Source organism: Cognataquiflexum nitidum (genome assembly GCF_022538055.1).
Classification (GTDB): Bacteria; Bacteroidota; Bacteroidia; order Cytophagales; family Cyclobacteriaceae; genus Cognataquiflexum; species Cognataquiflexum nitidum.
Window position 1 is genome coordinate 194,809 of the sequence record NZ_JAKZAM010000002.1, and the last position, 25,143, is coordinate 219,951.

Sequence of the window (25,143 nt, forward strand, 5' to 3'; positions counted from 1 at the left end):
TTTACCTTTTACTTATCTTGTTTGAGGTTATTGCCCGCTGCAGGTTGCATTTGAATCTATCAGATTCGGTATTATATTTTTTTTGATGTTTAGTCTTTCTTCCACTTACCCTTTTCCTCCAAAGCTGAAAAGAAGTGGGTTTTAGCTCTTCTCTCATCAATTTGATTACTTCCTCCTCCGAAACCCCAAATTGTTTTTTTATTGCCTCAAAAGGAGTCCGATCCTCCCAGGCCATTTCAATTATCCTGTCTATATCAATTGATTCCATTACATTGTTTTGATTCCAAACAATGTTGGGTGTCTAATGTTTTTAGAAAGATGGAAAAAATCAATGTGGTATGGTTAAAGCGTGATATCAGGACAAAAGACCATTTGCCTTTGAAATTAGCAATAGAAAGCGGATTTCCGATTTTGATAGTATATGTTTTTGAACCCTCTTTGCTTGATTCACCCCAATATGACCTCAGACATTGGAGGTTTGTTTACCAAAGCTTGGCGGACTTCGACAAAATCATTGGCGCTTTTCATGCTAAAACTTTAATTCATAATGGTGAAGTCATTGATTTTTTTGAATTTCTTCAATCTTATGTTAGGATAGATTCCGTTTTCTCCCATCTTGAAACAGGGATTTCGATTACCTATAAGAGAGACAAAATTTTAAAGAAATTTTTTGAAGCGAATAAGATAAAATGGAAAGAATTTCCGCAAAATGGAGTCTTAAGAGGTATCAAAAATAGGGATAATTGGGCCAGCAATTGGAAAAAGTTCGTGGATACACCTCTTGAAAACCCAGATTTTTCAAAAGGAAAGTATTTTCAGGTCAATAATGATTTTGGAATATGTAGTGGAAAAATTCCCGAAGAATGGAAATTGAAAGACCCTAAAATGCAAGAAGGGGGAGAAACAATTGCATGGAGATATCTGAATTCCTTTTTTGGGGAAAGGATAACAAATTATAGCAAGCATATCAGTAAACCGGAAGAAAGCCGAAAGTCTTGCAGCCGTTTATCTCCATATATTGCTTGGGGTAACCTGTCCATCAGACAAGTCTATCAAGAGGCCGAAAAATTAAAATATAGGAATCTTTCTAAAGGAAATGTTGAAAATTTTCAATCTAGACTTCAATGGCACTGCCACTTCATTCAAAAATTTGAAATGGATTGCAGGATTGAATTCGAAAATTTGAATAGAGGCTTTGATAAATTCCCAAAGGTAAAAAGTAATGCTAAGCTTAAAGCTTGGATGGAAGGGAAGACAGGTTTCCCTTTGGTAGATGCGTGTATGCGTTGTTTGAAGGAAACCGGTTATCTCAATTTTAGAATGAGAGCTATGTTGGTTTCCTTTTTGACACATCACTTGATGTTGGATTGGAGGGATGGATCCCACCATCTTTCTAGGTATTTTTTAGACTTTGAACCCGGTATCCATTATCCGCAACTTCAGATGCAGGCTGGGGTTACAGGAACCAATACAGTTAGGATTTACAATCCTGTCAAACAGTCCTATGAACATGATCCAACTGCTAATTTTATAAAAAAGTGGGTCCCCGAACTGTCTCAATTACCATCAGGACAAATCCATGAACCTTGGAAAATCACAGGATTAGAACAATTGATTTTCGGATTTGAGTTGGGCAGAGATTATCCTTTTCCTATCGTTGAGCCTGAAATTTCGGGGAAAATTGCCCGTGACCAGTTGTGGGAAGCTCAGAGGGATGAAGAAGTGGTGAAATTCTCCAAAAAGATATTGAAAAAACATACACTACCCTCCCGGAGAATGTAAAATTCAAAAAAAAGCCCACTTGATTATTCAAGTGGGCCTTCCTAGAGTTGAAACTATTATTAATCAGCCAAATATTTTTCTACAGGCACATAATCCATATTGAAGGCCTCTGCAACTGCTTTATAGACAATATCTCCGTTGATAACATTTAATCCTGGAATAAGGTCAGGATTTTGTTGGGCAGCTTTCTTCCATCCCTTATCTGCCAACTGAATTGCGTAGGGAAGTGTAGCATTGGTAAGTGCTAATGTAGAAGTATAAGGAACAGCACCCGGCATATTTGCGACGCAATAATGAACTACGTCGTCTATAATATACGTTGGATTTTCGTGCGTTGTGGGTTTGCATGTTTCAATGCAGCCACCCTGATCTACGGCTACATCCACTAACACAGTACCAGGTTTCATGATTTTAAGCATGTCTTTGGTAATCAGGTGTGGCGCTTTTGCTCCGGGAATCAATACAGCTCCTATAATCAAGTCAGAATGTTTGATCATTTCTCTGATGTTATATTCATTTGACATCATGGTCTTGACATTTGCAGGCATGACATCTGCTAGGTATCGCATTCTGGCAAGTGATACATCCATAATGGTCACATCAGCACCCAAACCTGCTGCCATCCAAGCAGCCTGGGTTCCTACAATGCCACCACCTAATATCAAAACTTTTGCCGGCAATACTCCGGGAACTCCTCCCAAAAGTATACCTCTGCCTTTCAATGGCTTTTCAAGGTAATTTGCACCTTTTTGTATTGCCATTCTTCCTGCTACCTCTGACATAGGAATCAACAAAGGAAGACTTCTATCCACTTTTTCGACGGTCTCATAAGCAAGGCAAATAGCTTTACTTTCAACCATTGCCTTGGTAAGCGGTTCGTATGATGCAAAATGGAAGTAAGTAAACAATAACTGATTTTCTTTAATCAGCTTGTATTCCGGTTCAATCGGTTCTTTAACTTTAATGATCATGTCAGCAATGGCATAGACCTCCTCAATGGAAGGTAAAATAGTTGCTCCTGCAGAAACATATTCTTCATCACTAAACCCACTACCTATTCCTGCTGTTTGCTGTACAAATACCTGATGGCCTCTTTTTACCAACTCTTTTGCGCCGGCAGGGGTTAATGCCACCCTGTTTTCATTATTTTTTATTTCTTTTGGGGTACCAATTATCATATTGTTAAAATTTGGGTTTTCTTATTAGAAGCCCAAAGATAATATGAGGGTATTATTAAAAACCATTTTCCATTCAATTATTTTGAATGCTTTAAGAAAATGAATGAAACTTGAAATATTATTTTTTATTAATTCATTTTTCTAAATAAAATTTCAAAAAAAATATTTTTTGGATCAAAAATTTTGGAGGTTTTATTTTAAATGATTTTGCTGATAATTTAATCTGTGAATTTTGGTTTTTATAAATTATTTTGATTGTTAAATTGTAAAAATAAGAATAAAATTTTGCAAAACGTATTTTTATTATCTTTATTCAAAATTATTTATTGAAATTAATGGAAATTATTCTGTTTTTAAATTTGTAAAAATGTCAAATTTCTTTATTTTTGGAATACTTGCATTAGATTAGAAATAAACCCGACTAGCTTTTAGATTATTAAAAATGAATGAAGTGGTAACATATTCCAAACAGAAAAGCACCACAGTGTTTGACAAAGAGTCCTTGCTTAAAGAATACCGAATTGCTCAAGAAAGCCGTCAAGCGTCTCTTATGGGCAGAAAAGAGGTGTTTATGGGAAAAGCTAAATTTGGGATTTTTGGTGATGGAAAAGAACTTGCCCAGATTGCCATGGCAAGACATTTTCGTAATGGGGATTTTCGCTCGGGTTATTATAGAGATCAGACCTTCATGTTTGCGGTTGGTGAATCTACTGTCAGAGAGTATTTTGCCCAGTTATATGCTCATACCGACGTAGATCTTGAACCGGCTTCTGCAGGAAGACTTATGAATGGACATTTTGCCACTAGGTTCCTTCATCCGGATGGATCTTGGAAGGACCTTACCTCAATGAAAAATTCATCCGCGGACATTTCACCTACAGCAGGTCAAATGCCTAAGCTGCTTGGATTAGCATATGCCTCCAAGTTATTTAGAGAAAGTGAGGTTCTGAATGATTTGCAACAGTTTAGTAATAATGGAAATGAAGTTGCTTGGGGTACTATAGGCAACGCATCCACATCAGAGGGGATGTTTTTCGAAACAGTCAATGCTGCAGGAGTTCTTCAGGTGCCTATGGTCATTTCAATCTGGGATGATGGATATGGTATTTCCGTTCCAAATGAATTTCATACAACAAAAGGAAGTATTTCTGAAGTATTGAGGGGGTTTCAGAGAAATGACGACCAAAAAGGATTTGAGATATTTGTAGTAAAAGGATGGGATTATGAAGCCTTAGACAGGGCTTATGAAAACGCATCCCGAATTGCCAGAGAGGAGCATGTCCCTGTGATTATTCATGTGATTGAGATGACACAGCCTCAGGGTCACTCTACTTCAGGTTCACACGAAAGGTACAAATCAAAAGAGCGTCTTGATTGGGAAAAAGAAAATGATTGTATTCTTAAGTTTAGAGAATATCTGTTGACTAATGGGAGAATAACTGAAGAAGAACTTAATGATATTGAACAGGAAGCCAAATCTTATGTAAAAACCCAAAAAGAAGCTGCTTGGAAAGCATTTTCAGGTGAAATAAAGTCTGAATTACAAGAGGCCTCGACGCTTCTCCAAGAATTGACCAAATCGTCTGTTCAATCAGTATTGCTTGAACAATTAAGTGAGGAATTAAGCAAAGCTTTGAATCCCATCCGAAAAGATGTAATCAGTACAGTCAGAAGGGCACTTTGGGCCACTAAAACTGAAAATTCAGAGGCAAGAAATGCCTTGATTTCTTGGTATTCCGATCAGCAAAAGTTAAATGAAGACAGGTATAATTCTTATTTGTACAGCCATTCTCCCTGGAAAGTAGAAAACATCCAACCTATCAATGCTGAGTATCCCGATGATGCAAATATGGTCGATGGAAGAGAGATTTTGCAGGCATGTTTTGACCATTTACTCAAAAATGAGCCAAGATTTTTTGCGTTTGGTGAAGATGTCGGTAAAATAGGGGATGTCAATCAGGCATTTGCAGGTCTCCAGTCAAAATATGGAGAACACAGGGTTACGGATACCGGAATCAGGGAATGTACAATTATTGGTCAAGGTATAGGTGCTGCTTTGAGGGGGCTGAGACCTATGGCGGAGATTCAATATTTGGATTATATACATTATGCACTGATGACCTTGGCAGATGACTTGGCCTGCCTTCAATACAGGACAAAAGGAGGACAGAAAGCACCATTAATAGTTAGGACTAGAGGACATAGGTTAGAAGGTGTTTGGCATGCAGGCTCTCCAATCGGAATGCTTCTACATTCTTTAAGGGGAATGTTGATCTGCGTACCAAGGAATATGACACAGGCCGCGGGAATGTACAATACATTGATGGTAGCTGATGAACCGGCTTTGGTTATTGAATGCCTTAATGGATATAGGTTGAAGGAAAAAATGCCATCAAATATCAGTGAGTTCAGAGTTCCTTTAGGCCAGCCCGAAGTTATCAGAGAAGGAAAAGACATAACTGTCGTCACTTACGGTTCAATGTGTAGAATAATATCAGATGCAGCAGAAGACCTCATTCAAATGGGTATTGACATTGAGATAATAGATGTACAGACATTGTTGCCTTTTGATGTCAACCATCGAATTGTGGAATCCTTAAAGAAAACCAATAAAATCCTCTTTGCAGATGAAGATGTACCGGGTGGAGCCACTGCATATATGATGCAGCAAGTTGTTGAAGAGCAAAAAGGATATTATTACCTTGATGTTGAACCTGCAACATTAGCAGGTAAAGCACATAGACCGGCCTATTCTTCTGATGGGGATTATTTTTCAAAACCATCAGTAGATGATGTAGTAGAGAAAGTTTACGGAATGATGCATGATACTGATCCGATTCGGTTTCCAAAAATCTATTGATCTTCTGAAACGGTAAACAAAAAAGGCCTTCAAATCAATTTGAAGGCCTTTTTTGATATATAATTTTTTCAATTAATTTCTTCTGATTTGGTTGAGTGTTACTTCAGGACTGGAAACAACATTACTTCTGTTCAATGCCCTATCTTGGATTTCTACGTCAATCCTTAAAGTGTCATTCCTGAAAATTGAATTCCAGCCAAATGAAAGCATAGAATATTGAATACTTCCTTCGACAGGTAGGGCTTCTGTTCCGTTGATTATCCTTGGGAATCTACCATTGAAAGTAGTAAAGAAAGGTGGCGCTTCCCATCTGAATTCTGTAAAAACACCATTCCTCTTGATAAAGAACTTTACAAAGATATTGTTGTGGTCTTCATTTTGCTCAACCCACACAGTATCCCGAACCGGGGCATTATTTACAATTGGATTGATAACCCAATCAATGGGATTAAAAGATGGGGCTTCCGGAGGCCTTACACGATAAACAATTAGGTTTCCTGAATTATCCCTTTTAAATGTTACAGGGTTAAAGGGAGGATTTATATCACTTGGATTAAGTCCAAGATCACCTTCTGCATCTTTAAAATTTATAGACAAAATAAGGGAATCGGCGCCATCAGTTGTTGAAAAATACAAATCTTTGAATGAAATTTCCGGTGTAGAAGGAAAATTGTCCGGGGGTGATATACAACCCCCGACGGCTAAAAGGATGGATAATAAAATCAGATAGTTTTTTACATTGCTCATGCTGATGTAAATTTACGAGAAATTCTACGAGGTCAAAACATCTTTACTTTTGAATGACAAATAATAAAACGATCAATTATTTTAAATGTTTTGCCGAGAAAATTTTGGCTTCCAATTTGGATGATTTTGAAGATTTGGCTTTGGACCTGTACAAATTTCAATTGGAAAACAATGCTGTCTACCGAAATTATGTCAAGGCCAGAGGTTTATACAATAGAGATGTAAAAGAACTTATTGACATTCCCTTCCTGCCAATAGGTTTTTTTAAAAACCACCAGATTGTATCCGGTCCGCTGGCTCATTTTGAAGGTTTTTTTACAAGCAGCGGCACCACAGGAAGTATTACAAGCAAACATTATTATTGGTCTCAGGAATTCTATTTGAGGCATTCTTTTCATCTGTTTGAAAGCGAATACGGGAATATCGCGGATTGGCATGTTTTAGCATTGTTGCCTTCTTACCTCGAAAGGGAGGGTAGTTCTTTGGTAAGTATGGCAGACTATTTCATCTCCCAATCAGGATCAATTCATTCAGGATTTTATCTCTATAATCATGAGGAACTTTTACAAAAACTTAAAGAGCTTGCTTTTTCAAATGAGAAAGTATTGTTGTTGGGAGTTACATTCGCCTTACTGGACTTTCTTGAAGGTGCCGGAGAAATTCCAAAAAACGATAATCTGATCGTGATGGAGACAGGAGGGATGAAAGGACGAAGAAAGGAAATGGTTAGAGAAGAGTTGCATCAAATACTCAAAGCTGGGTTTTTTGTAGACCATATCCATTCAGAATATGGTATGACAGAACTCATGTCTCAGGCATATTCCAAAGGTGATGGGATATACAATTTACCTTTAAGTATGCGCGTTTATCTTAGAGATGTCAATGATCCTTTATCTTGGTCTGAACGTTCCCAAGGTGGCATTAATATTATTGACTTGGCTAATTTTCACTCCTGTGCTTTTATTGAAACTCAGGATTTGGGAAGGAAATTAGGGGAGAGTAAGATAAGTGTTTTGGGTAGATTTGATAACAGCGAAGTCCGTGGCTGTAATTTAATGCTCAATTAATTTTGTATTCCTTTTTTAATTAAACATATTTGAATTTAAAACTCTAACATTTATGAGAAAAGTAGCAATTATTGTAATGGCGGTAGGTCTTTTGGCCCTAGGTTCTTGTGCTTCAAGCAAACCATGCCCTGCTTACGCCAAAGCTTTGGATAGCAAAGAAATTAAAGGATAATAAATATGCTGACCCTTAATAGTCAGCATATTTCTTTATGTCATTCAGACTGATTGTTTTTTCACCCAGGATTATCAATCTTTCAACCACGTTTCTAAGTTCGCGGATGTTTCCTGTCCAAGGGAATTCCTGAAGTTTGGAAAGAGCCTCTTTTGAAATTTCCTTTTTGGCGGTTCCATACTCAGTAGCTACATCTTCTAGGAATTTTTCCACCAAAAGTGGAATGTCATCTTTCCGATCTTTTAATGCCGGTACCTGAATCAGGATTACGCTTAGCCTATGATATAGGTCCTCTCTAAAATTGCCTTCTTCGATGGCTTTTTTAAGGTCTTTATTGGTTGCGGCAAGAACCCTGACATCCACTTTAATATCTTTATCCCCACCCACGCGGGTGATCTTGTGGTCTTGTAATGCCCTCAATACTTTTGACTGGGCTGAAAGACTCATGTCTCCAATTTCGTCTAGAAAAAGGGTTCCACCATCAGCCTGTTCAAATTTCCCTATTCTTTGCTTAACTGCCGAGGTAAAGGATCCTTTTTCATGCCCAAAAAGTTCACTTTCAATTAATTCAGAAGGTATAGCTGCACAATTTACCGCCACAAAGGGGGCGTTTGACCTATTGCTTTTTTGGTGAAGCCAATGGGCCACCAGCTCTTTTCCTGTTCCATTAGGGCCGGTGATCAATACTCTAGCATCTGTCGGGGCGACTTTTTCTATAGTGTCTTTTACATGCATGATCGCCGGGGAGGAACCAACCATATCAAGTTTTTGAGAAAGTTTTTTCTTCAAAACTTTGGTTTCAGATACAAGGTTTTTCTTATCCAAAGCGTTTCGAACTGTCAATAACAGCCGGTTAAGGTCAGGAGGTTTTGGGATAAAATCGAAAGCTCCTTTTTTCGTTGCCTCTACAGCGGTTTCTATTGACCCATGAGCTGATATCATAATAAACTGTGGGGACCTGTCGAGTTCGGCAGCCTTTTCAAGTACCTCTATCCCATCAATTTTTGGCATTTTGATATCGCAAAGAACAAGGTCATAGTCTTCTTCCTGCATCATTTTCAGACCTTGCTCGCCATCCTGGGCCTCAGAAATTTCATATTTTTCATATTCAAGAATTTCTCTTAAAGTGGATCTGATGATTCTTTCATCATCGATGATTAGGATTTTGGACATAATTGATTTTTAAAGGTTTAAAAAAAAGTGCAAGCCTATAAGCCGGGTTCTGTTCAACATCCTTAATGGATGAATCTCTTGCCATCTATCTAGACCGGACTTTGCAGTCAGGCTCAATCGATCTACCCATCCCGCATAAAGACGAGCAACCTTTTATGAAAACGAGTTTCATCGCGGGACCTATTTGATCTTTCAACCCATAAGGTTTGCCATGCCTTTCTCATCACTGAGAAAGCGGTGGTCTCTTACTCCACCTTTTCACCCTTACCCTTATGCCGATAATATCGGTATGAAGGCGGTATATTTTCTGTGGCACTATCTGTTGTCAAGCTGTCTCCGGCTGGACACCTTCCTGTTAGGAAGTATGGTGCTCTGCGTTGCCCGGACTTTCCTCTTATCTGAAGAATTACCTTCAGACCAGCGGCAAGTCGGCTTGCACTTCGCAAATTAAGTTAATTTCTCCAATGTTATCCAACGAAGATTGGTACCCATTAAGTTTTAAAGTTTTTGGAACTTTGGATTTCGGCTATCTAAAAAAACATAGATAAAAGCTATTGAATACCAATAATGATGTTTAAAAAATATTAAGATCACATCTAGTCTTATTTGGATTAAGTTTAAATAGAAGATACTTTTGCAGCATTAAATTATAATAAATCTAAATAGTTATTATAAAAAAATCTTATGAGATTAAGTGTTCTTAGTTTTCAATTCCTTTTACTCTTCTTTATCTTTTTTGGGGTTAAATTTAAAACTTATCCCGGAGTAGAAACCAACACAGGAAAGACTATGGTAGTTTCAGGTAAGGTAAGTTCTGTCGATGGGGAGGCTATTCCATATGCAAATATTTTGATTTTGGGAACTGTTAAGGGAACCTATACTAATCTTGACGGAACTTTTCAGATTTATGATTTGCCGGAAGGCGTTTACACAATTAAGATTTCGGCTATAGGGTATAAGTCTTTCGAAAAACCTATTAAAATAGTTAAGGAGCAGGTAACTCAATTGGAGCTTGCTTTTGAAGAAACAGGAGTGGAAATGCCACAGTTTACAGTGATAGCAGATAAAGATCGGATCTTCAGCAAAGTACCCGGTTCTGTTTCCTACATTGATCAAAAAGAAATAAGAAACCTTAGTCCAATAAGTGGTAATGAAGCCATCAGAAGATCACCCGGTGTACATGTTGTGGATGAAGAGGGTGTTGGGATGAGGGTCAATATCGGAATTAGGGGCTTGGATCCCGACAGAAGCCGATCTGTATTGATGATGGAAGATGGCGTTCCGATCTCTCTTGCACCTTATGGAGAACCTGAAATGTATTACACTCCTGCGATAGACCGCATGTCCGGTGTGGAGATATTGAAAGGTTCTGGTCAAATTTTATATGGCCCCCAAACTATCGGTGGTGTGGTCAATTATATTACTGCTAATCCCCCCCAAGAAGAACAGGGTACTGTAAAAGTCCAAGCAGGGGATGGGGGATTTTTTTCAGGAATGGTTTCATACGGAAATACTTTTGGTAACACAGGTATAACTGTCAATCTGCTCAAAAAACGTGCTGATCAAATAGGATATGTGGGTTTTGACATTACTGATTTCAACACCAAATTGCTATTCGATATCAATTCCAAGTCCAGTCTTGGTGTGAAGATAGGTGTATATGATGAGGTGTCAGATGCAACCTACATTGGATTGACGCAGACTATGTTTGATGCAGGCGGACAAGATTTTACTAGAATGGCTCCGGATGACCGTTTGGACGTGAGGAGGTATTCGTTGAGTTTTTCCCATAAATACCAATTCTCATCAAAAGTCAGACTGAATACTATCGCCTATGGCTATACGACTACAAGAAATTGGAACAGACAGGATTTTTCTAGAAACTCAAGTTCCAATACACCTCCTTCCAATTGGACGGGTGTAACTTGGGGTGATACCAATATTCCCAATGGGGCAGTTTTTATGAGAAATTCTACAGGAAATAGAGACCGTCAATTTGAAGTTGCAGGAATCGAACCCCGTTTGGAAATCGACCATAACCTCTTTTCTAAAAACAACGAACTGATCATCGGGACTAGGTATCTATATGAAAAAGCATACGAGCAACGAGTAAATGGCACAAAAGCAGGGGTTTCGAGTGGGAATTTGGTGGAAGATGAAATTAGATCAGGCCATGCTTTCAGTGCCTATGCACAAAACAAATTAAATCTTAGTGAGCGCTTTTTGCTGAGCGCAGGTGTCAGGTTGGAAAACTTTGATTATGATAGGCAGATAAACAGGCGAAGTTTTCCCGGAGTAGGTATCAGAGATACTTTGTTGGTGGCCAATAATGCAATTACTGAATTAATTCCAGGTATTGGATTCAACTACAAGCCGACTCAGCTTTTTAGCCTGTTCGGTGGAGCTCACAGAGGTTTTGCACCACCCAGGGTGAAAGATGCAATTTCTAACCTTGGGGAACCGTATGAATTAGAAGCTGAAAAAAGCTGGAATTATGAATTGGGATTCAGGACTGATATCAAAAACTGGATATTCCTGGAAGTCACAGGGTTTGTGATGAATTTCTCCAATCAGATTATTCCTGTTTCTGAATCCTCAGGGGGACAAGGTTCAGGGCTAGTAAATGGTGGTGCTACCACACACAGCGGAGTAGAAGCTGCTGTAGTGGTAGAAATAAGCAAGTTTTTCGGATTGGAAAGAAATAAAATAGTATACGATATAAATACCGCATTTATTAATGCTGAATTTTCTAGGGATAGGTTTTTAGGGGATGTTAACATTTCAGGAAACAGAACTCCTTATTCTCCGGGATTTTTCTTCAATTCTGCCATCACATTTGAGTCCCAATCTGGTTTTGGAGCAAGGTTATTAGGAAATTATGTTTCAAGTCAATTTACAGATGAAATAAATTCTTTGGTTCCAAATCCGAATGGAGAAACAGGGCAGATAGCTGCTTACTTTGTAGTAGATACAATGGTGAATTACCATGTTTCTAAATGGAATTCTACATTTAACTTAACAGTAAAAAACCTGACTGATGAGCGTTTTATGGTGTCCCGTAGGCCTCAGGGGATTAGGTTGGGACTTCCAAGAATGATCACCGCAGGATTTGAATTCAGATTTTAAAAGAAATTAAATAAATAATAAAACAATATAGGTTGAGCAGTGTTTGGATAAAAAGGCTTTAATAGCTTTTCTTCATAGTGCTGGGTTGAGCCGTTCCATGAAAATGGAACGGTTCTTTTTTTAACTGTACCCCGATTTAAATTAGGACAATAAAATTTCGATTTTTTAAGTCTTTGAAAATCCTTCTTTGTTTCTTTGTAAGCAAAATAGATTGAAAATGATATTAGTAGGGAATGCCGTGATCAGCGATGATATCAAGGAACAGTTTTTTGTCTGTGATTTGGAAAAATGTAAGGGTGCATGTTGTGTGGAAGGTGATGCAGGAGCTCCATTGGAGGACGAGGAAACAGGTATTTTGGAAGAAATTTATCCCATTGTCAAAAATTATATCACAGCAGAAGGTCGAAAAGCCATTGAATCCCAAGGTACTTGGGTCATTGACAAAGACGGAGACAAAGGTACCCCGACCATTGGCGAAAACAGAGAATGCGCCTACGCCCTTTATGATGACAGGGGGATTTTGAAATGTGGGATTGAACAGGCTTATTTGGATGGGAAAACCAATTTCAAAAAGCCGATCAGTTGCCATCTTTATCCTATCCGGATCAAGAAATATGACGAATTTGAAGCCCTAAATTATGACAGATGGGATATATGCAGCGCAGCATGTACCTTGGGTAGCAGTTTGGGAGTGCCGGTTTACAAATTTCTGAAAGATGCCCTGATAAGGAAATTTGGAACTGAATGGTATGCTGAACTGGTCGCAGAAATAGAAGGTAATGTTTGATTAGAGGTCCAATAGCCTTATGACTTGTGAACATTGTAACCTTCCAATTCCTTTCTCAGACCTTGATATAGATTTTTTTCCTGTCCATCCAATATCCGATTAACCAAATCAATATCATGTATGAGATGGCAAATAGGAGAGAAGCAGTTTTATCAGAAAGCCAACTTGTATATGCCGCTTCATAGACGATACCTTTTAGGCTTTTTTCTCCTATTTTAATGGAGTAAAATATGGTAATCACGACACCGGAAAGGACGTAAAGGATCAATGGGTTTCTGCCAAAAACCTCAAAAGGATATGTCCAGTTTCTTTTTTTCCAAACCTCAATCACCCAAATCAAAAACCCGATAAGGAATAAATCAAGTCCTACAGTCAAAAGTACGTAGGGACTTGTCCATAGTTTTTTATTGATAGGAAAAGCCAAATCCCAAATCAGGCAAACAACTATCAAAATCACCCCTCCCAAAAACAAGGATTTTACAGTTTTGATGTTATTTCCAAATTGTTGGATCAATTTTCCTGCAAAATAACCCGCAATTACATTGACTACAGAGGGAAAAGTACTCAACAATCCTTCAGGTTCGAAGGGAACTCCTTCTCCCATATATAGATTCCGTTCCCCGATGAGCAAAAGGTCGAGTTGGGAACCCGCATTGCCCAACATGGAGTAAGGGTCTGAAGGATCTCCAAAGAAATAAAGGGCTGCCCAATATCCAAATAAGACGATGACACAATAAATGATAGCTCCTTTTTTTCCAAGATAATATAATATCAAAGAGGCAAAAAGATAACAAAGGGCTATTCTTTGAAGAACACCGAGAAGCCTTACCTCTGCCCAATTGATCATTACAATTTCTCCGGATTCATTGTAATCGAAAAAAGGAAAAGCATTCAATCCCCATCCAATCAGAAAAATCAAGGCTGACCTTTTGAAAACCTTCTTCAAAAAAACTCCCTGGTCCATTTTTTCCATTGTCTTCATACTGAAGCTCATGGCATTGCCTACCACAAATAGGAAAGTCGGAAACACAAGGTCAGTAATAGTGAATCCATGCCATTCAGCATGGGCAAAAGGTGCATAAAGATGGCTCCAACTTCCTGGAGTATTGACCACAACCATCAAAGCGATGGTGAGTCCACGTAGGACATCTAAAGCTAAATAGCGTTCCTGAATCGGAATTCCAATCGGTGATGCAGTCATAGATAATGGGTTTTGGGATTTATTCTTCAATCAAAATAAACATAATTCAAATTTTTCAAAAAGCGATACGGCGAAAAGAAAAAAATAAACTCAAAATTTGCAGATTTATTTGGTTTAGTAAAATTTCAGCCATTTAAGGGGTTCATTTATTGGAAGCATCCAAGAATTAGGTGCAAAGCAAGTTATTGGTGATTTCTAGTATGTTTTTAGATTAATGTCTTTTTTGATAAATTGAAAGTGGAATTTCAATGATTTCTTTCCGGCAGGATTTATCAAGTCAAATATACCTAACTACCAATGAACCAAATCATCCAAAAAATTGCGATGGTGCTGTTTGCACTTCTTACTGTCAATTCTTGTCAGCCTAAAAGTAAAAATATCAATAATGATCAAATCAGCATAAGTTGGGAGCTTGAGCAAAATAAAATTTCCCCGAATCAATTTCATCAGGCAAAATTCACCCTTACAAATAACGGCAATCCAGCTTTGAAACCAGGTTGGGAAATTTATTTCAATACCATTTTTCTATCAGTAAATCCTCAGGTTTTGGATTCTTTGGTTTCAATAGAACACCTTTCAGGCGATTTTTTCAGGATCAAACCGAAAGATGGCTTTCCTGTTTTGGAGAAAGGGGAGACTCATTCATTTTCCTATTCTTCTGATAATTTTTTGTTGAAAAACAGCCACACGCCTTCAGGACTTTATATAGTTTTTGGCGATAGTGAAGAAGGCCATCCAATAGAGGATTTTAAAGCTTCAAGAATCGAAATTCAGGACCAATTGACCGCTGTTGCAGGAAGCAATTTTCCGATTCCTGATCCTGCTTATCTATTTGAAAAAAACCAAAACCTAAGCCTACTATCCCAAAAAGACTTCAGTCCCATTATTCCCACTCCTAAATCATACAATTGGGGAGTAGGTGAGGTTGTTTTGTCCGAGACAATCTCCATTTATGCAGATGCCGGTTTTGAAATGGAAGCAAAATTTCTAAAAGAAAGACTTTCAACCAATTTTAAAGGAAAGATTGAAATATCATCCTCAAAAGATGCGTCTTTTTTAATCCTGAAAGATCCATCCAAAGTTTCTTCTGAAGCTTATGCCTTGAATATTGGTGAAAAAATAGAAATCAGATCCGGTAATCCAAAAGGAGCTTTTTATGGAATCCAATCTTTGTTGGCTATGCTACCCTTGTCTTCTTTTACCTCTCCTACGGATAAATTAGAGTTGCCCAAGATATCAATTGAAGACGAACCGCGGTTTGAATACCGTAGTTTTTTCCTTGATGTTGCACGTAATTTCCAATCCAAAAAAGCCATCCTCAAAATACTTGACCTCATGGCTTTTTACAAATTGAATGTGTTTCATTTCAATCTGGCCAATGATGAAGGTTGGAGAATTGAAATTCCCGGTTTGCCGGAGTTGACCGAGGTTGGCAGCAAGCGGGGCCATTCCAAAGATGAATCTCAATTCCTTTGGCCATATTATGCATCTGGTCCTGACAAGGATAAATCACCAAACGGGACCGGATTTTATTCAACAGAGGATTTTAAGGAAATTTTGAGGTATGCAAAAGAACGCCATATTGAAGTCATTCCCGAAATCGGGGCTCCTGGCCATTCCCGTGCTGCAATTATTGCCATGAGAAAAAGATACCATGACAAGATGAAATCCGGTGATAAAGAGGGGGCTTTAGAATATCTTTTGGAAGATTTTGAGGATCAATCTGAATACCTTTCTGCCCAAAATTTCAGAGGCAATACTATCTGTATCTGCCAAGAATCCGCATTTACATTTTATGAGAAAGTGGTGGATGAAATTCTGGCTATGTATGAGGAAGCAGATGTTTGGATCAGCACATTCCATACCGGAGGGGATGAAGTGCCCAAAGGAGCATGGACCAATTCACCGGTTTGCGAAAAATTCATTGCTGAAACAGAAGGGGTAAATACGAGAAATGACCTTCAAAATTACTTTTATACCCGAGTCAGCAAAATGTTTGAAGAAAGAGGAATCCAGACTGCCGGTTGGGAAGAAATCGGTCAAATAGATATCCATGAAAACGGAAAGGAAGTCATCCGACCCAATCCTGTCTTTGCAAATAAAGGATTCAGGGCCTATGCATGGAATGCAGTAGCAGGATGGGGTGGAGAAGATATGGCTTACCAATTGGCCAATGCAGGCTATGAGGTCATCATCTGCAATTCGTCGAATTTCTATTTTGATCTTGCTTACAATGTGGATCCGGATGAACCCGGGCATCAATGGTCTGGATTTGTGGATACAAAGACAGCTTGGAGAACTGTGCCTTTGAACAATTTTATTTCAAATGAAACCGACATGTATGGCAATCCTATTGATGCCGAAAGTCTAGCTAAGGGGAAGGCTAAAATGACTGCGGAAGGAACGAAAAACATCAAGGGCGTTTCCGGTCAGTTGTGGACCGAAACCATCAAAGGTCAAGAAATGATGGAATATTACCTTTTACCAAAAATGTTGGGATATGTAGAAAGGGCATGGTCGCAGGATCCTGAATGGACAGCAATTGCCGACCCTGAAAAAAGGAAAATTGAGATGGAAAAAGAATGGAACAAGTTTGCCAATGCTCTAGGCCAAAAAGAAATCCCAAGGTTGGAATACCTTTTTGGCGGTTTTAATGTGCGTTTGCCAAAAGCCGGAGCAACGGTCAAGGAAGGAAAGATCTTTGCCAATGTGGATACACCCGGCCTCACAATCAGGTATACAGTAAATGGCAGTGAACCGACTATCCAATCGGAAATTTATTCAGAGCCGATTCCATTTAAGGGGAATGTCAAGCTGCAGGTTTTTTCCCCACAAGGAAAAAGCGGAGGTATTTCTGGAATCAAGTAGTGTTTACAATTAATAATTCTGTCTTGCGGATTTTCGCGATGGTTAGATATTGACTTCAAAATCAAGTCTGAATCTCAATATCTTACACAGATGGGATTTGATTCTGACAATCACGATTTATATTTAGAATTGGAAAAATCACCAATAGACAACCGACTTAGCCCAAAATTTCCCCATGAAAATTAATTACTTATTGACCAAAAGCTTCTTGTTTCTATTTGGAATAGGTTTTTTGCATTCCTGTGACTCAAAACCTGAAATTAAAGATTTTGATTTATTGACTGAGGAGGAAAGACACCTTCCCGAGAATGCGCTTTCAGGGATTACTTTTGCGGAAGGGATTGAGGCCAAACTTTTTGCATCGGAACCTACCATAACCAATCCTACAAACATTGACATAGATCATCGGGGGAGAGTGTGGGTATGTGAGGCCTACAATTATCGACCTGCCATCACAGGCAACGATCCCCGTCAGGAGGGAGACCGCATCGTGATATTGGAAGACACTGATGGAGATGGAATCCAAGACAAAAGCACTGTCTTCTACCAAGGACCTGAGATCAATGCGCCTTTAGGCATTTGGGTAATGGGAAACAAAGCCATTGTTTCTCAAAGTCCCTATGTATGGATGTTTACAGATACAGATGGAGATGATAAGGCTGATACCAAAGAAATTATTTTTCAGGGAATTTCCGGAGATCAGCATGACCACGGGATGCATGCTTTTGTTTTTGGACCTGATGGGAAGTTTTATTTCAACTTTGGAAACTCCGGAGCACAGTTGTTGGATAAAGACGGAAATGTCATCGTAGATAAATCCGGGAAGGAAATCAATACCAAGACCTATCAGGAAGGCCTGGTTTTTAGAAGCAATACTGATTTTACAGGTATTGAAGTCCTTGGCCAAAACTTCAGAAACAATTATGAAGTAGCTGTGGATTCCTACGGTACCATGTGGCAATCGGACAATGACGATGATGGCAACCAAGGGGTTCGGGTTAATTTTGTGATGGAATATGGGAATTATGGTTACAAAGATGAGATGACCCGTGCAAGTTGGTCAGCCAACAGAACCAATAAAGAAAAGGAAATCCCACTTCAGCATTGGCACCTCAATGACCCCGGTGTTGTACCAAATCTGTTGCAGACGGGTGCGGGTTCACCTACCGGTATTTTGATTTACGAGGGGAGGTTACTACCGGAAGTTTTTTGGGATCAGATGATCCATTCGGATGCAGGCCCTAATGTTGTCCGGGCATATCCTGTGAAAAATGTCGGAGCAGGATATTCAGCCGAAATGGTCAATATCATGCACGGGGATAAAAATCAATGGTTCAGACCCTCAGATGTTTGCATTGCTCCAGATGGTTCTTTGTTTGTTTCAGATTGGTATGACCCTGGAGTTGGCGGGCATCAAGTTGGAGATTTGAACCGTGGTAGGATTTTTAGGTTGGCTCCTCCAGATAGCGATTATGAAGTCCCTTCCTATGACCTCACCACCGTGGAAGGCGCATTGGAAGCCCTCCAAAACCCAAACCTTTCATGGCGTTACCAGGCATGGCAGGCTTTACAAAAGCAAGGTTCAAGTGCAGAAGATGGCCTAAATAAAATGTTTGAATCACATGAGAATCCCAGAATGCGTGCAAGGGCTTTTTGGGTTTTGGCCAAAATGGATGGGAAAGGCCCAACTTATGTTCAAAAAGCAATTAACGGTCCCAATCCAGATATTCAGATAGCAGGTTTGAGGGCAGCCCGACAATTGGACATGGATTTTATTCCATTTGCCGAGCAATTGGCAAAAAGTCCAAATGCACAGGTTAGGAGGGAAGTGGCCATTGCGCTGAGGCATCATCCCTCACCTGAAGCCCCGGAGATTTGGGCTCAATTGGCAAAGCAACATGATGGACAGGACAGGTGGTATTTGGAGGCCTTGGGAATAGGGGCAGACGGGCAATGGGATACTTATTATGCTGCTTGGGAGAATCTAGTACAGGATCAGGTTTTAGATAATAAATCAAACAAGGACATTGTCTGGAGAGCAAGGACTGGGAAGTCAATTCCCATGCTGGCAACTTTGGCGTCCGATCCTGCTGAATCCATGGACATGCGTTTGAGGTATTTTCGGGCATTTGATTTCAATCCCGATGCTGAAGCCAAGTCAAAGGCTTTGATCGAAATGCTTGAAAAACCAACTCAAGACCAAAAGGAAATAAACAGATTGGTCATTACACATTTGGAACCAAAGTATATCAAAACATCACCGGCTGCGAAGACCGCATTGAACGATGTGTTGAAAGAGTCGGAGGGGAAAATTGAGTTTGTCGAATTGGTACGAAAATTTGAACTGAAAGACAAAAACCCTCAATTGCTAGAGATGGCACTCGCCAATTATGACAACAATGTTGGAAGGTCTGCAGCCACCACCCTGCTCAATCAGGGAGGAGGTCCTTTGGTCCAAAAGGTTTTGAATAGCAAAGACGAAAAGCAGGTTTTTGATATGATCTTGGCACTGCGCGGTATCGGTTCAAACCAATCAATTGCTATTCTGGAAGAGATGGCTTTTGATAGCAAAAGAAATGTAAACGTCAGAAGAGAAGCTGCGGCAGCTATCGGTGGAAGTTATTCCGGGGAAGAACGGGTTTTGGTTTTGTTGAAAGAAGGTAAATTTCCTGACAATCTAAAAGCCTCCGCAGTAAATGGTGTCAGCCGGGCTTGGAGAAAAAGTGTGAGGGCAGAAGCGGCCGCTTATTTGGAAAGTAATGATGCTGCTAATCCTTTGCCTCCGATGAATGAATTGATGGCCATGAAAGGTGTTGTTGATAACGGACTTACTGTATTCAAAAATAACTGTGCTGTATGCCATCAGGTCAATGAAATTGGGATGGACTTTGGTCCTAAGCTCTCAGAAATCGGGAGTAAGCTATCCAAAGAAGCGCAATATATCGCCATCATCCACCCGGATGCTGGAATCAGTTTTGGCTATGAAGGCTACATCCTCAAAACCAAGGAAGGAAGTACCTATGGAGGCGTAATCAGCAGCCGAACTGAGACGGACATCGCTTTGAAAATTCCGGGGGGAACAATGGTTAATCTTAAAACTGCGGATGTCGCTTCCATCGAGCAGATGGAAAATTCTATCATGCCATCCGGTTTGGAAAAGGCCATGAGTACCCAAGAGTTGGTGGATTTGGTGGAGTACTTGATGAGTTTGAAGAAAATGTGATAGTTGATTGCTAAGTATGGCTTAAGCCAAAGAATAAACTTTGAGGGTAATTTAAATCATCCCTAAATTTTAGAATCTAAGCTAAGAATTTTCAATTCCCAAAATCAAAATAGCCACGATGCTTAAGTCATGGCTATTTCTCTTTATTAGGTGCTGGCTACGTTTATCTTTGAATTGAGATCAATGGTGGTTTTTGAAGCAATATCCATAAATATCCAATATCAATAAATATCATCTTAATCCTGATTCTGTATTTTTTCTGTTTCCATTTCATTTAAACCCTACCTTTGTTAAAAAACACATATCCATGGATTTTTCTTCCCTCGGACTTTCGCTTAGCATCCTTGATGCCATCAAAAAGGCAAAATACGAAAGCCCTTATCCGATTCAGATCGAAGCCATTCCTGCTATTTTAAAAGGTAAGGACATTCTTGGGATTGCCCCCACCGGATCCGGGAAAACAGCCGCTTATGTGCTACCTATTTTGCAGCAATTACAGCAGACCGAATATATCAAAACACGGAATATCCCTGTCCTAATTTTGGTTCCTACCAGAGAATTGGCCACCCAAGTGGAGGAAGTAATCAAAGTATTCAGCAATTTTTTACCAAGAAAAGTAAAAACACTTGCGGTTTTTGGCGGAGTTTCTGTCAATCCACAGATGATGAATATCTATGGAACAGAGGTCGTCGTCGCCACTCCAGGAAGGTTATTGGATTTGGTGGATAAAAATTCCATTTCCCTGTCCAGTCTCAAAGTTTTGGTTTTGGATGAGGCAGATAAGATTTTGAATCTGGGTTTCAAAGAAGAAGTGGACGAGATCCTTTCCAAATTACCCAAAAAGAGGCAAAACATACTTTTTTCAGCTACCATGGAAGAAACTGTGGAGGAACTGATTAACCGGATTTTGCATAATCCTGAGAAGATTTCTGTGGAAGTCGAGGGAATTGCTCCTGAACTGATCGCCCAATCCGCCTATCTCGTCCCGATGGAATATAAAGGACCTCTCTTACGCCACCTGATCAAATCAGGCAATTGGAATCAGGTTTTGGTATTTACATCTTCGATCAGAACAGCAGACAATGTCGCAGGGAAGCTCAATAAAAACGGAATTGAGGCTGTGTCTTTTCACGGAGATAAAAGCCAAGGCGCAAGGACAGATGCTTTGACCAAATTCAAAAATGGGAAACTCCGCGTACTCGTCGCTACGGATTTGGCTTCGAGAGGCATCGACATCAAATTTTTGCCTGTAGTGGTGAATTATGAATTGCCAAGATCCCCAAAAGATTATATCCACAGGATAGGAAGGACGGGACGTGCAGGCGCAGAAGGCGAAGCCATTTCTCTGATTTCGGAAGAAGAAGAGCATCACTTCAAGGTGATTCAAAAAAAGATGGGTAGGAGAGTGGAGTTGATTGATGCTAAGAATCTGGATTTTTAATTCAGTCTTTTAACCATTTCATCCTTTTGGCCCAATCCTGCAGAAAATCCTTTCGGTGTCGATTGACAGTTTTGGCGCCTTGGCGGTTATTTTCAATCAGATCAGGATCGGGATTGTCAGTCCAATAATTTGGGCCATGGTCAGTTTTGATAAAAGAACCACCCCAACTTTCCCCTTCGGGATTTTCAATGTCCCCATTTAAAAAATAAAGGACAGAAGGCGTATCACCCATTTTAATGTCCTTTTTCTGCTCCCAAAAGAGCTTTCCCAAATTTCCGTGATCCTTTACAAATGTCTCCACAAAGGTTTGGTTTCCCAAATTTCCACTTTGTTCTCCACCCATATACATGCCCCTAAAGGTTGTATTGTTTTCAATCCACCAAAGATCAGGATGGTTGTTGAAAAGGTAATCCCTTGATTTTGGATCCTGAGCTGTATTCCATGAACCGATTGAATAAACCCTCAGCTTTGATTTGATGGTAGGATCCGAATGGACAGCTTGGGCAACGTCCGTCATTGAGCCCCAAACCAACACGTAAACCGGTCTTTTGCTTTCATTTACCTTTTGGATAATCCATTGAGAACCTTCACTTAGGTTATCAGGTTCATCAGCATGTTGAATTTCCAATGATCCTTGTTTGCTAATGCTTCTGAGGTATTTGGGATCAGGAAATTCTATATTTTTGGCTTTTAATTTTGGAAAATCTTTCTCATACGCTTCTATTGCTTCTAAGATGTTAGATAGCCTTCCTTTTCCGGGTGGTGAACTTATCAGCCCCAACAACTCAAATCGCCCCCCATATACCAGCAGATGGACCATTGATTGGTAATCGTCCGGATCGTCGCCTCCTATATCAGAGGAGATGATAATCTGAGGTTTTTGCCCATTACTTTCCTGTGAATTTTGGCAATAAGAACCAGTTGAAAGAAAAGTCAATACCAGAAGTAGAAATCTTCCAAAACAAGCCACCAACCCAGATTTTCTACACTTTAAAACTTTCATGATCTTATAATTTTTAAGGAGAAGGTCAATCCAATTTTGCTTCATGAATCACATTATGGATAAACCGCAACTTTTCCTTCACATTCAAATTGATCACAAAAGGATACAAATCCTGTAATCCCATGCTTCTGTTGATGCTGTTCATCATAAAAGAAAGAGGAAGCCATTGGTCAAAAATCGTATCAAAGTTTTTGCAATCATATGCATTTTCATTGATTTGGGCGGATTTAACAGAAATATTCTCATGTACTTTGGGATTGATAGACAAGCCGTAGAAGTAGGCTGTTTCCAAAGTATCCACGATATGCATGTAATGTGCCCAAGTTTCCGCCCAACTTTCCCATGGATGCATGGTAGCATAGGCACTGATGAAGTTTTGGTTCCAATCCAATGGCGCGCCGTGTTTGTAATATTGGTTGAGTGCTTCTTGATAGCTGTAGGTTTCATCTCCAAAATTGGCCCTAAATGCATCTAGCCTATCTGTTCCCCAAATCAGCCTTTCCCAATAGTAATGGCCGATTTCGTGCCTAAAATGTCCAAGAACTGTCCTGTACACTTCATCCATGCTGTTTCTAGCCATTTCTCTTTCCACATCATCCGCTTCAGCTATATTCATGGTGATGAGTCCATTTACATGTCCTGTCATCACCCTGAATCCGTCCGTCATTGTAGAATCGGATTTAAAGTTAAATGCAAGGCCTTTTTCATAATCCACTGCTTTGGATATGATGGGTAAATGCCATCTTAGCAGAGCGTAAATCAACCTGTGCTTTGCCGATTCAATTTTTTTCCACCTGTCGTAATATTCTTTTTTTGTGATGTCCGGGATGATCCTATTGAGCGAGCAGGCAATACAATATTGCTCACTTACTTCATCAGAAATTACCCAATTGCATACATCAAGGGCTTGGTTTTTGCAAAAATGATATCCTTTTCCTGTGGTTGTCTCTGTGAATTTTTGATCAGGATTTAACTGAAGAGAAACCATCTTGAGATTTTTGGAATCAAATCCTAGAAGGTTGTGGCATTTCAGACAAACTGTATTGTCAAAATAAACGGAATGTCCGCAGTTGTCGCAAAGAAAAATTTGCATGGCAAAACTCGAAAGCATTAAATAATTTGAACCGGATTTTATTGAAGTGTCATCGGTGCTAATCCACCAAAGTATTTTTGATTACTATTTTCAAAGCTTTTATCTCTGGGAATGTTAAAATACCTAAGGTTTTTAATACCCTTGATTTGTCAATAGTCCTAATTTGATCAACAACAATTGATCCTTTTTTGCCATTATGGCTAACAGAAACACGTGTTGGATACACATTGGTATTGCTTGTCATCGGCGCTATGATCAAGGTATTAAGATGCCTGTTCATTTCATTTGGAGAAATAACAACACAGGGTCTAGTTTTTTGGATTTCCGAACCCACAGTTGGATCTAAATTGACTAAAATGATGGAATATTGATTCATTTCCATTCCTCAAAATTTTCGTCCGGAAAAACATCAGGTATTAAAAGATTATCATCCCCGGATTCATGCATCTTAATAAATGCTTTTTCCCAATATTTTCTTGGTTCTTCTAAAGGCTTAATGACAATTTGTTCTTTTTCCAAAATTATTTCAACTTCATCCCCAATATTATATTTCTCCAAAATTGTTTTTGTAAGCCTAAGTCCTTTGGAATTCCCTATTTTGATGATAGAAGCTTTCATATTTGATTTATAAAATGTTATTACAAAGTTATTACAATTTATTAAAAAATATGGAGATCAATCAAGTTTCACAACCCTTTAATTTTTCCCTTATATTTCCGGATAAGGAGTTCATTGTGTTCTTCCCCCTCATCGGAATTTGAGCTGCTGAAGATTTCCGGGACGATCCCTCTTTGAATCAGGTTTTCAGCAGCCTGAACCATGATACTTTGCAAAATCACCGCACCTGTGGAGGTGGAAGTGGCCCCTACCTTAAAGTCCAAACCTTCCAATGCCACCGAAGCATCACCGATTTCTCCGCCATTGTCAAAATACAAGTCAGCGATTTCAAAAAGCCGTTTCCCGGAAGGATGCCTTGAAGTGACTGATTGGGTATGTTTCAGGTTGGTTATGACGATGACTTTGGCTCCTTTTTCCTTTGCTATCATTGCCATCTCTATACTGACCGTATTTCTTCCGGAGTTTGAGGAAATGATAAAAACATCTTTTTCCGAAAGGGAAAATTCCTCCAAAAGCGTTGCTGCATATCCTTCTTGTCTTTCTACTTCTGTACTGAAGGAAGCATCTTTGTGGAGCATCAGAGCTTCATCCAAAATAGCTACCACACGCGCAAAACCTCCGGCCCGATAGAATATCTCCTCGGCAAAAATATGGGAATGTCCTGTGCCGCTCGTATAGATAAATCCTTCATTTGCCAGGCAATCGGCTACCCAATCAGCTGCCTGTTCGATTTTTTCTTTTTGGCCAAACACGACCTGAAGCTTGGATTGAACCTGCTCAAAATACCGCTGATAAGCTTTCATA

General features: G+C 39.4%; 18 protein-coding genes and 1 other RNA gene. 8 read left to right on the forward strand and 11 right to left on the reverse strand.

The window, feature by feature from the left end:
* Position 1: 1 nt before the first annotated feature.
* A complete protein-coding gene (locus MMU07_RS02045) occupies positions 2-268 on the reverse strand; it encodes a TIGR03643 family protein (protein WP_241124163.1) in 267 nt (88 codons plus the stop codon).
* 29 nt (positions 269-297) lie between these two features.
* Between MMU07_RS02045 and MMU07_RS02050 the strand changes: the two genes are divergently transcribed.
* Entirely contained in the window at positions 298-1,782 is a 1,485-nt protein-coding gene (locus MMU07_RS02050; RefSeq protein WP_241124164.1) for a cryptochrome/deoxyribodipyrimidine photo-lyase family protein, read from the forward strand.
* A 59-nt stretch (positions 1,783-1,841) separates the two neighbouring features.
* Here the strand turns inward: MMU07_RS02050 and ald are convergent, their stop codons facing one another.
* Complete coding sequence (gene ald, locus MMU07_RS02055; RefSeq protein ID WP_241124165.1) at positions 1,842-2,960, reverse strand: alanine dehydrogenase; 1,119 nt, start codon at positions 2,958-2,960, stop codon at positions 1,842-1,844.
* A 442-nt stretch (positions 2,961-3,402) separates the two neighbouring features.
* Between ald and MMU07_RS02060 the strand changes: the two genes are divergently transcribed.
* On the forward strand, positions 3,403-5,820 hold the full coding sequence (locus tag MMU07_RS02060; protein WP_241124166.1) for an alpha-ketoacid dehydrogenase subunit alpha/beta: 2,418 nt from the start codon (positions 3,403-3,405) through the stop codon (positions 5,818-5,820).
* Between the two features lie 72 nt (positions 5,821-5,892).
* Here MMU07_RS02060 and MMU07_RS02065 read toward each other — a convergent pair whose 3' ends face one another.
* Positions 5,893-6,567, reverse strand: coding sequence for a hypothetical protein (locus MMU07_RS02065; protein WP_241124167.1), 675 nt, complete (start codon positions 6,565-6,567; stop codon positions 5,893-5,895).
* Positions 6,568-6,620: 53 nt separating this feature from the next.
* Between MMU07_RS02065 and MMU07_RS02070 the strand changes: the two genes are divergently transcribed.
* Entirely contained in the window at positions 6,621-7,634 is a 1,014-nt protein-coding gene (locus MMU07_RS02070; RefSeq protein ID WP_255737163.1) for an acyl transferase, read from the forward strand.
* 187 nt (positions 7,635-7,821) lie between these two features.
* Here MMU07_RS02070 and MMU07_RS02075 read toward each other — a convergent pair whose 3' ends face one another.
* Together MMU07_RS02075 and rnpB are read right to left on the reverse strand one after the other, a co-directional pair.
* Positions 7,822-8,979 carry a sigma-54-dependent transcriptional regulator gene (locus tag MMU07_RS02075; RefSeq protein WP_241124168.1) on the reverse strand — a complete coding sequence of 386 codons (1,158 nt, stop codon included), beginning with the start codon at positions 8,977-8,979 and terminating at the stop codon, positions 7,822-7,824.
* Positions 8,980-9,001: 22 nt separating this feature from the next.
* Positions 9,002-9,419, reverse strand: an RNA gene (gene rnpB / locus MMU07_RS02080) — RNase P RNA component class A.
* Between the two features lie 244 nt (positions 9,420-9,663).
* Here rnpB and MMU07_RS02085 point away from each other — a divergent pair.
* Positions 9,664-12,105: a TonB-dependent receptor gene (locus MMU07_RS02085; protein WP_241124169.1), complete on the forward strand. Its 2,442-nt coding sequence runs from the start codon at positions 9,664-9,666 to the stop codon at positions 12,103-12,105.
* A gap of 217 nt (positions 12,106-12,322) precedes the next feature.
* Positions 12,323-12,892, forward strand: a complete 570-nt coding sequence (locus tag MMU07_RS02090; RefSeq protein WP_241124170.1) for a DUF3109 family protein — start codon at positions 12,323-12,325, stop codon at positions 12,890-12,892.
* 55 nt (positions 12,893-12,947) lie between these two features.
* Here MMU07_RS02090 and MMU07_RS02095 read toward each other — a convergent pair whose 3' ends face one another.
* The gene (locus MMU07_RS02095) at positions 12,948-14,093 is read right to left on the reverse strand and encodes an acyltransferase family protein (RefSeq protein ID WP_241124171.1); all 1,146 of its coding nucleotides are present in this window, start codon (positions 14,091-14,093) and stop codon (positions 12,948-12,950) included.
* Between the two features lie 297 nt (positions 14,094-14,390).
* On the opposite strand from MMU07_RS02095, the gene MMU07_RS02100 reads away from it, so the two are divergent.
* From MMU07_RS02100 to MMU07_RS02110, 3 genes are all read left to right on the forward strand, one after another.
* Positions 14,391-16,961, forward strand: coding sequence for a family 20 glycosylhydrolase (locus MMU07_RS02100; protein WP_241124172.1), 2,571 nt, complete (start codon positions 14,391-14,393; stop codon positions 16,959-16,961).
* Positions 16,962-17,136: 175 nt separating this feature from the next.
* Positions 17,137-20,184, forward strand: a complete 3,048-nt coding sequence (locus tag MMU07_RS02105) for a PVC-type heme-binding CxxCH protein (RefSeq protein ID WP_241124173.1) — start codon at positions 17,137-17,139, stop codon at positions 20,182-20,184.
* 307 nt (positions 20,185-20,491) lie between these two features.
* The gene (locus MMU07_RS02110; protein ID WP_241124174.1) at positions 20,492-21,625 is read left to right on the forward strand and encodes a DEAD/DEAH box helicase; all 1,134 of its coding nucleotides are present in this window, start codon (positions 20,492-20,494) and stop codon (positions 21,623-21,625) included.
* A gap of 1 nt (position 21,626) precedes the next feature.
* On the opposite strand, the gene MMU07_RS02115 is transcribed toward MMU07_RS02110, so the two are convergent.
* From MMU07_RS02115 to MMU07_RS02135, 5 genes are all read right to left on the reverse strand, one after another.
* Entirely contained in the window at positions 21,627-22,628 is a 1,002-nt protein-coding gene (locus MMU07_RS02115; RefSeq protein ID WP_241124175.1) for a DUF1593 domain-containing protein, read from the reverse strand.
* A gap of 25 nt (positions 22,629-22,653) precedes the next feature.
* Entirely contained in the window at positions 22,654-23,739 is a 1,086-nt protein-coding gene (locus tag MMU07_RS02120; RefSeq protein ID WP_241124176.1) for a zinc-binding metallopeptidase family protein, read from the reverse strand.
* Between the two features lie 40 nt (positions 23,740-23,779).
* Positions 23,780-24,103 carry a type II toxin-antitoxin system PemK/MazF family toxin gene (locus tag MMU07_RS02125; RefSeq protein ID WP_241124177.1) on the reverse strand — a complete coding sequence of 108 codons (324 nt, stop codon included), beginning with the start codon at positions 24,101-24,103 and terminating at the stop codon, positions 23,780-23,782.
* Positions 24,094-24,279: an AbrB/MazE/SpoVT family DNA-binding domain-containing protein gene (locus MMU07_RS02130; protein WP_241124178.1), complete on the reverse strand. Its 186-nt coding sequence runs from the start codon at positions 24,277-24,279 to the stop codon at positions 24,094-24,096. Before MMU07_RS02130 ends, MMU07_RS02125 begins: the two co-directional genes overlap by 10 nt.
* Positions 24,280-24,407: 128 nt before the next feature.
* The gene (locus MMU07_RS02135; protein ID WP_241124179.1) at positions 24,408-25,142 is read right to left on the reverse strand and encodes a sugar isomerase domain-containing protein; all 735 of its coding nucleotides are present in this window, start codon (positions 25,140-25,142) and stop codon (positions 24,408-24,410) included.
* Position 25,143: the final 1 nt, after the last annotated feature.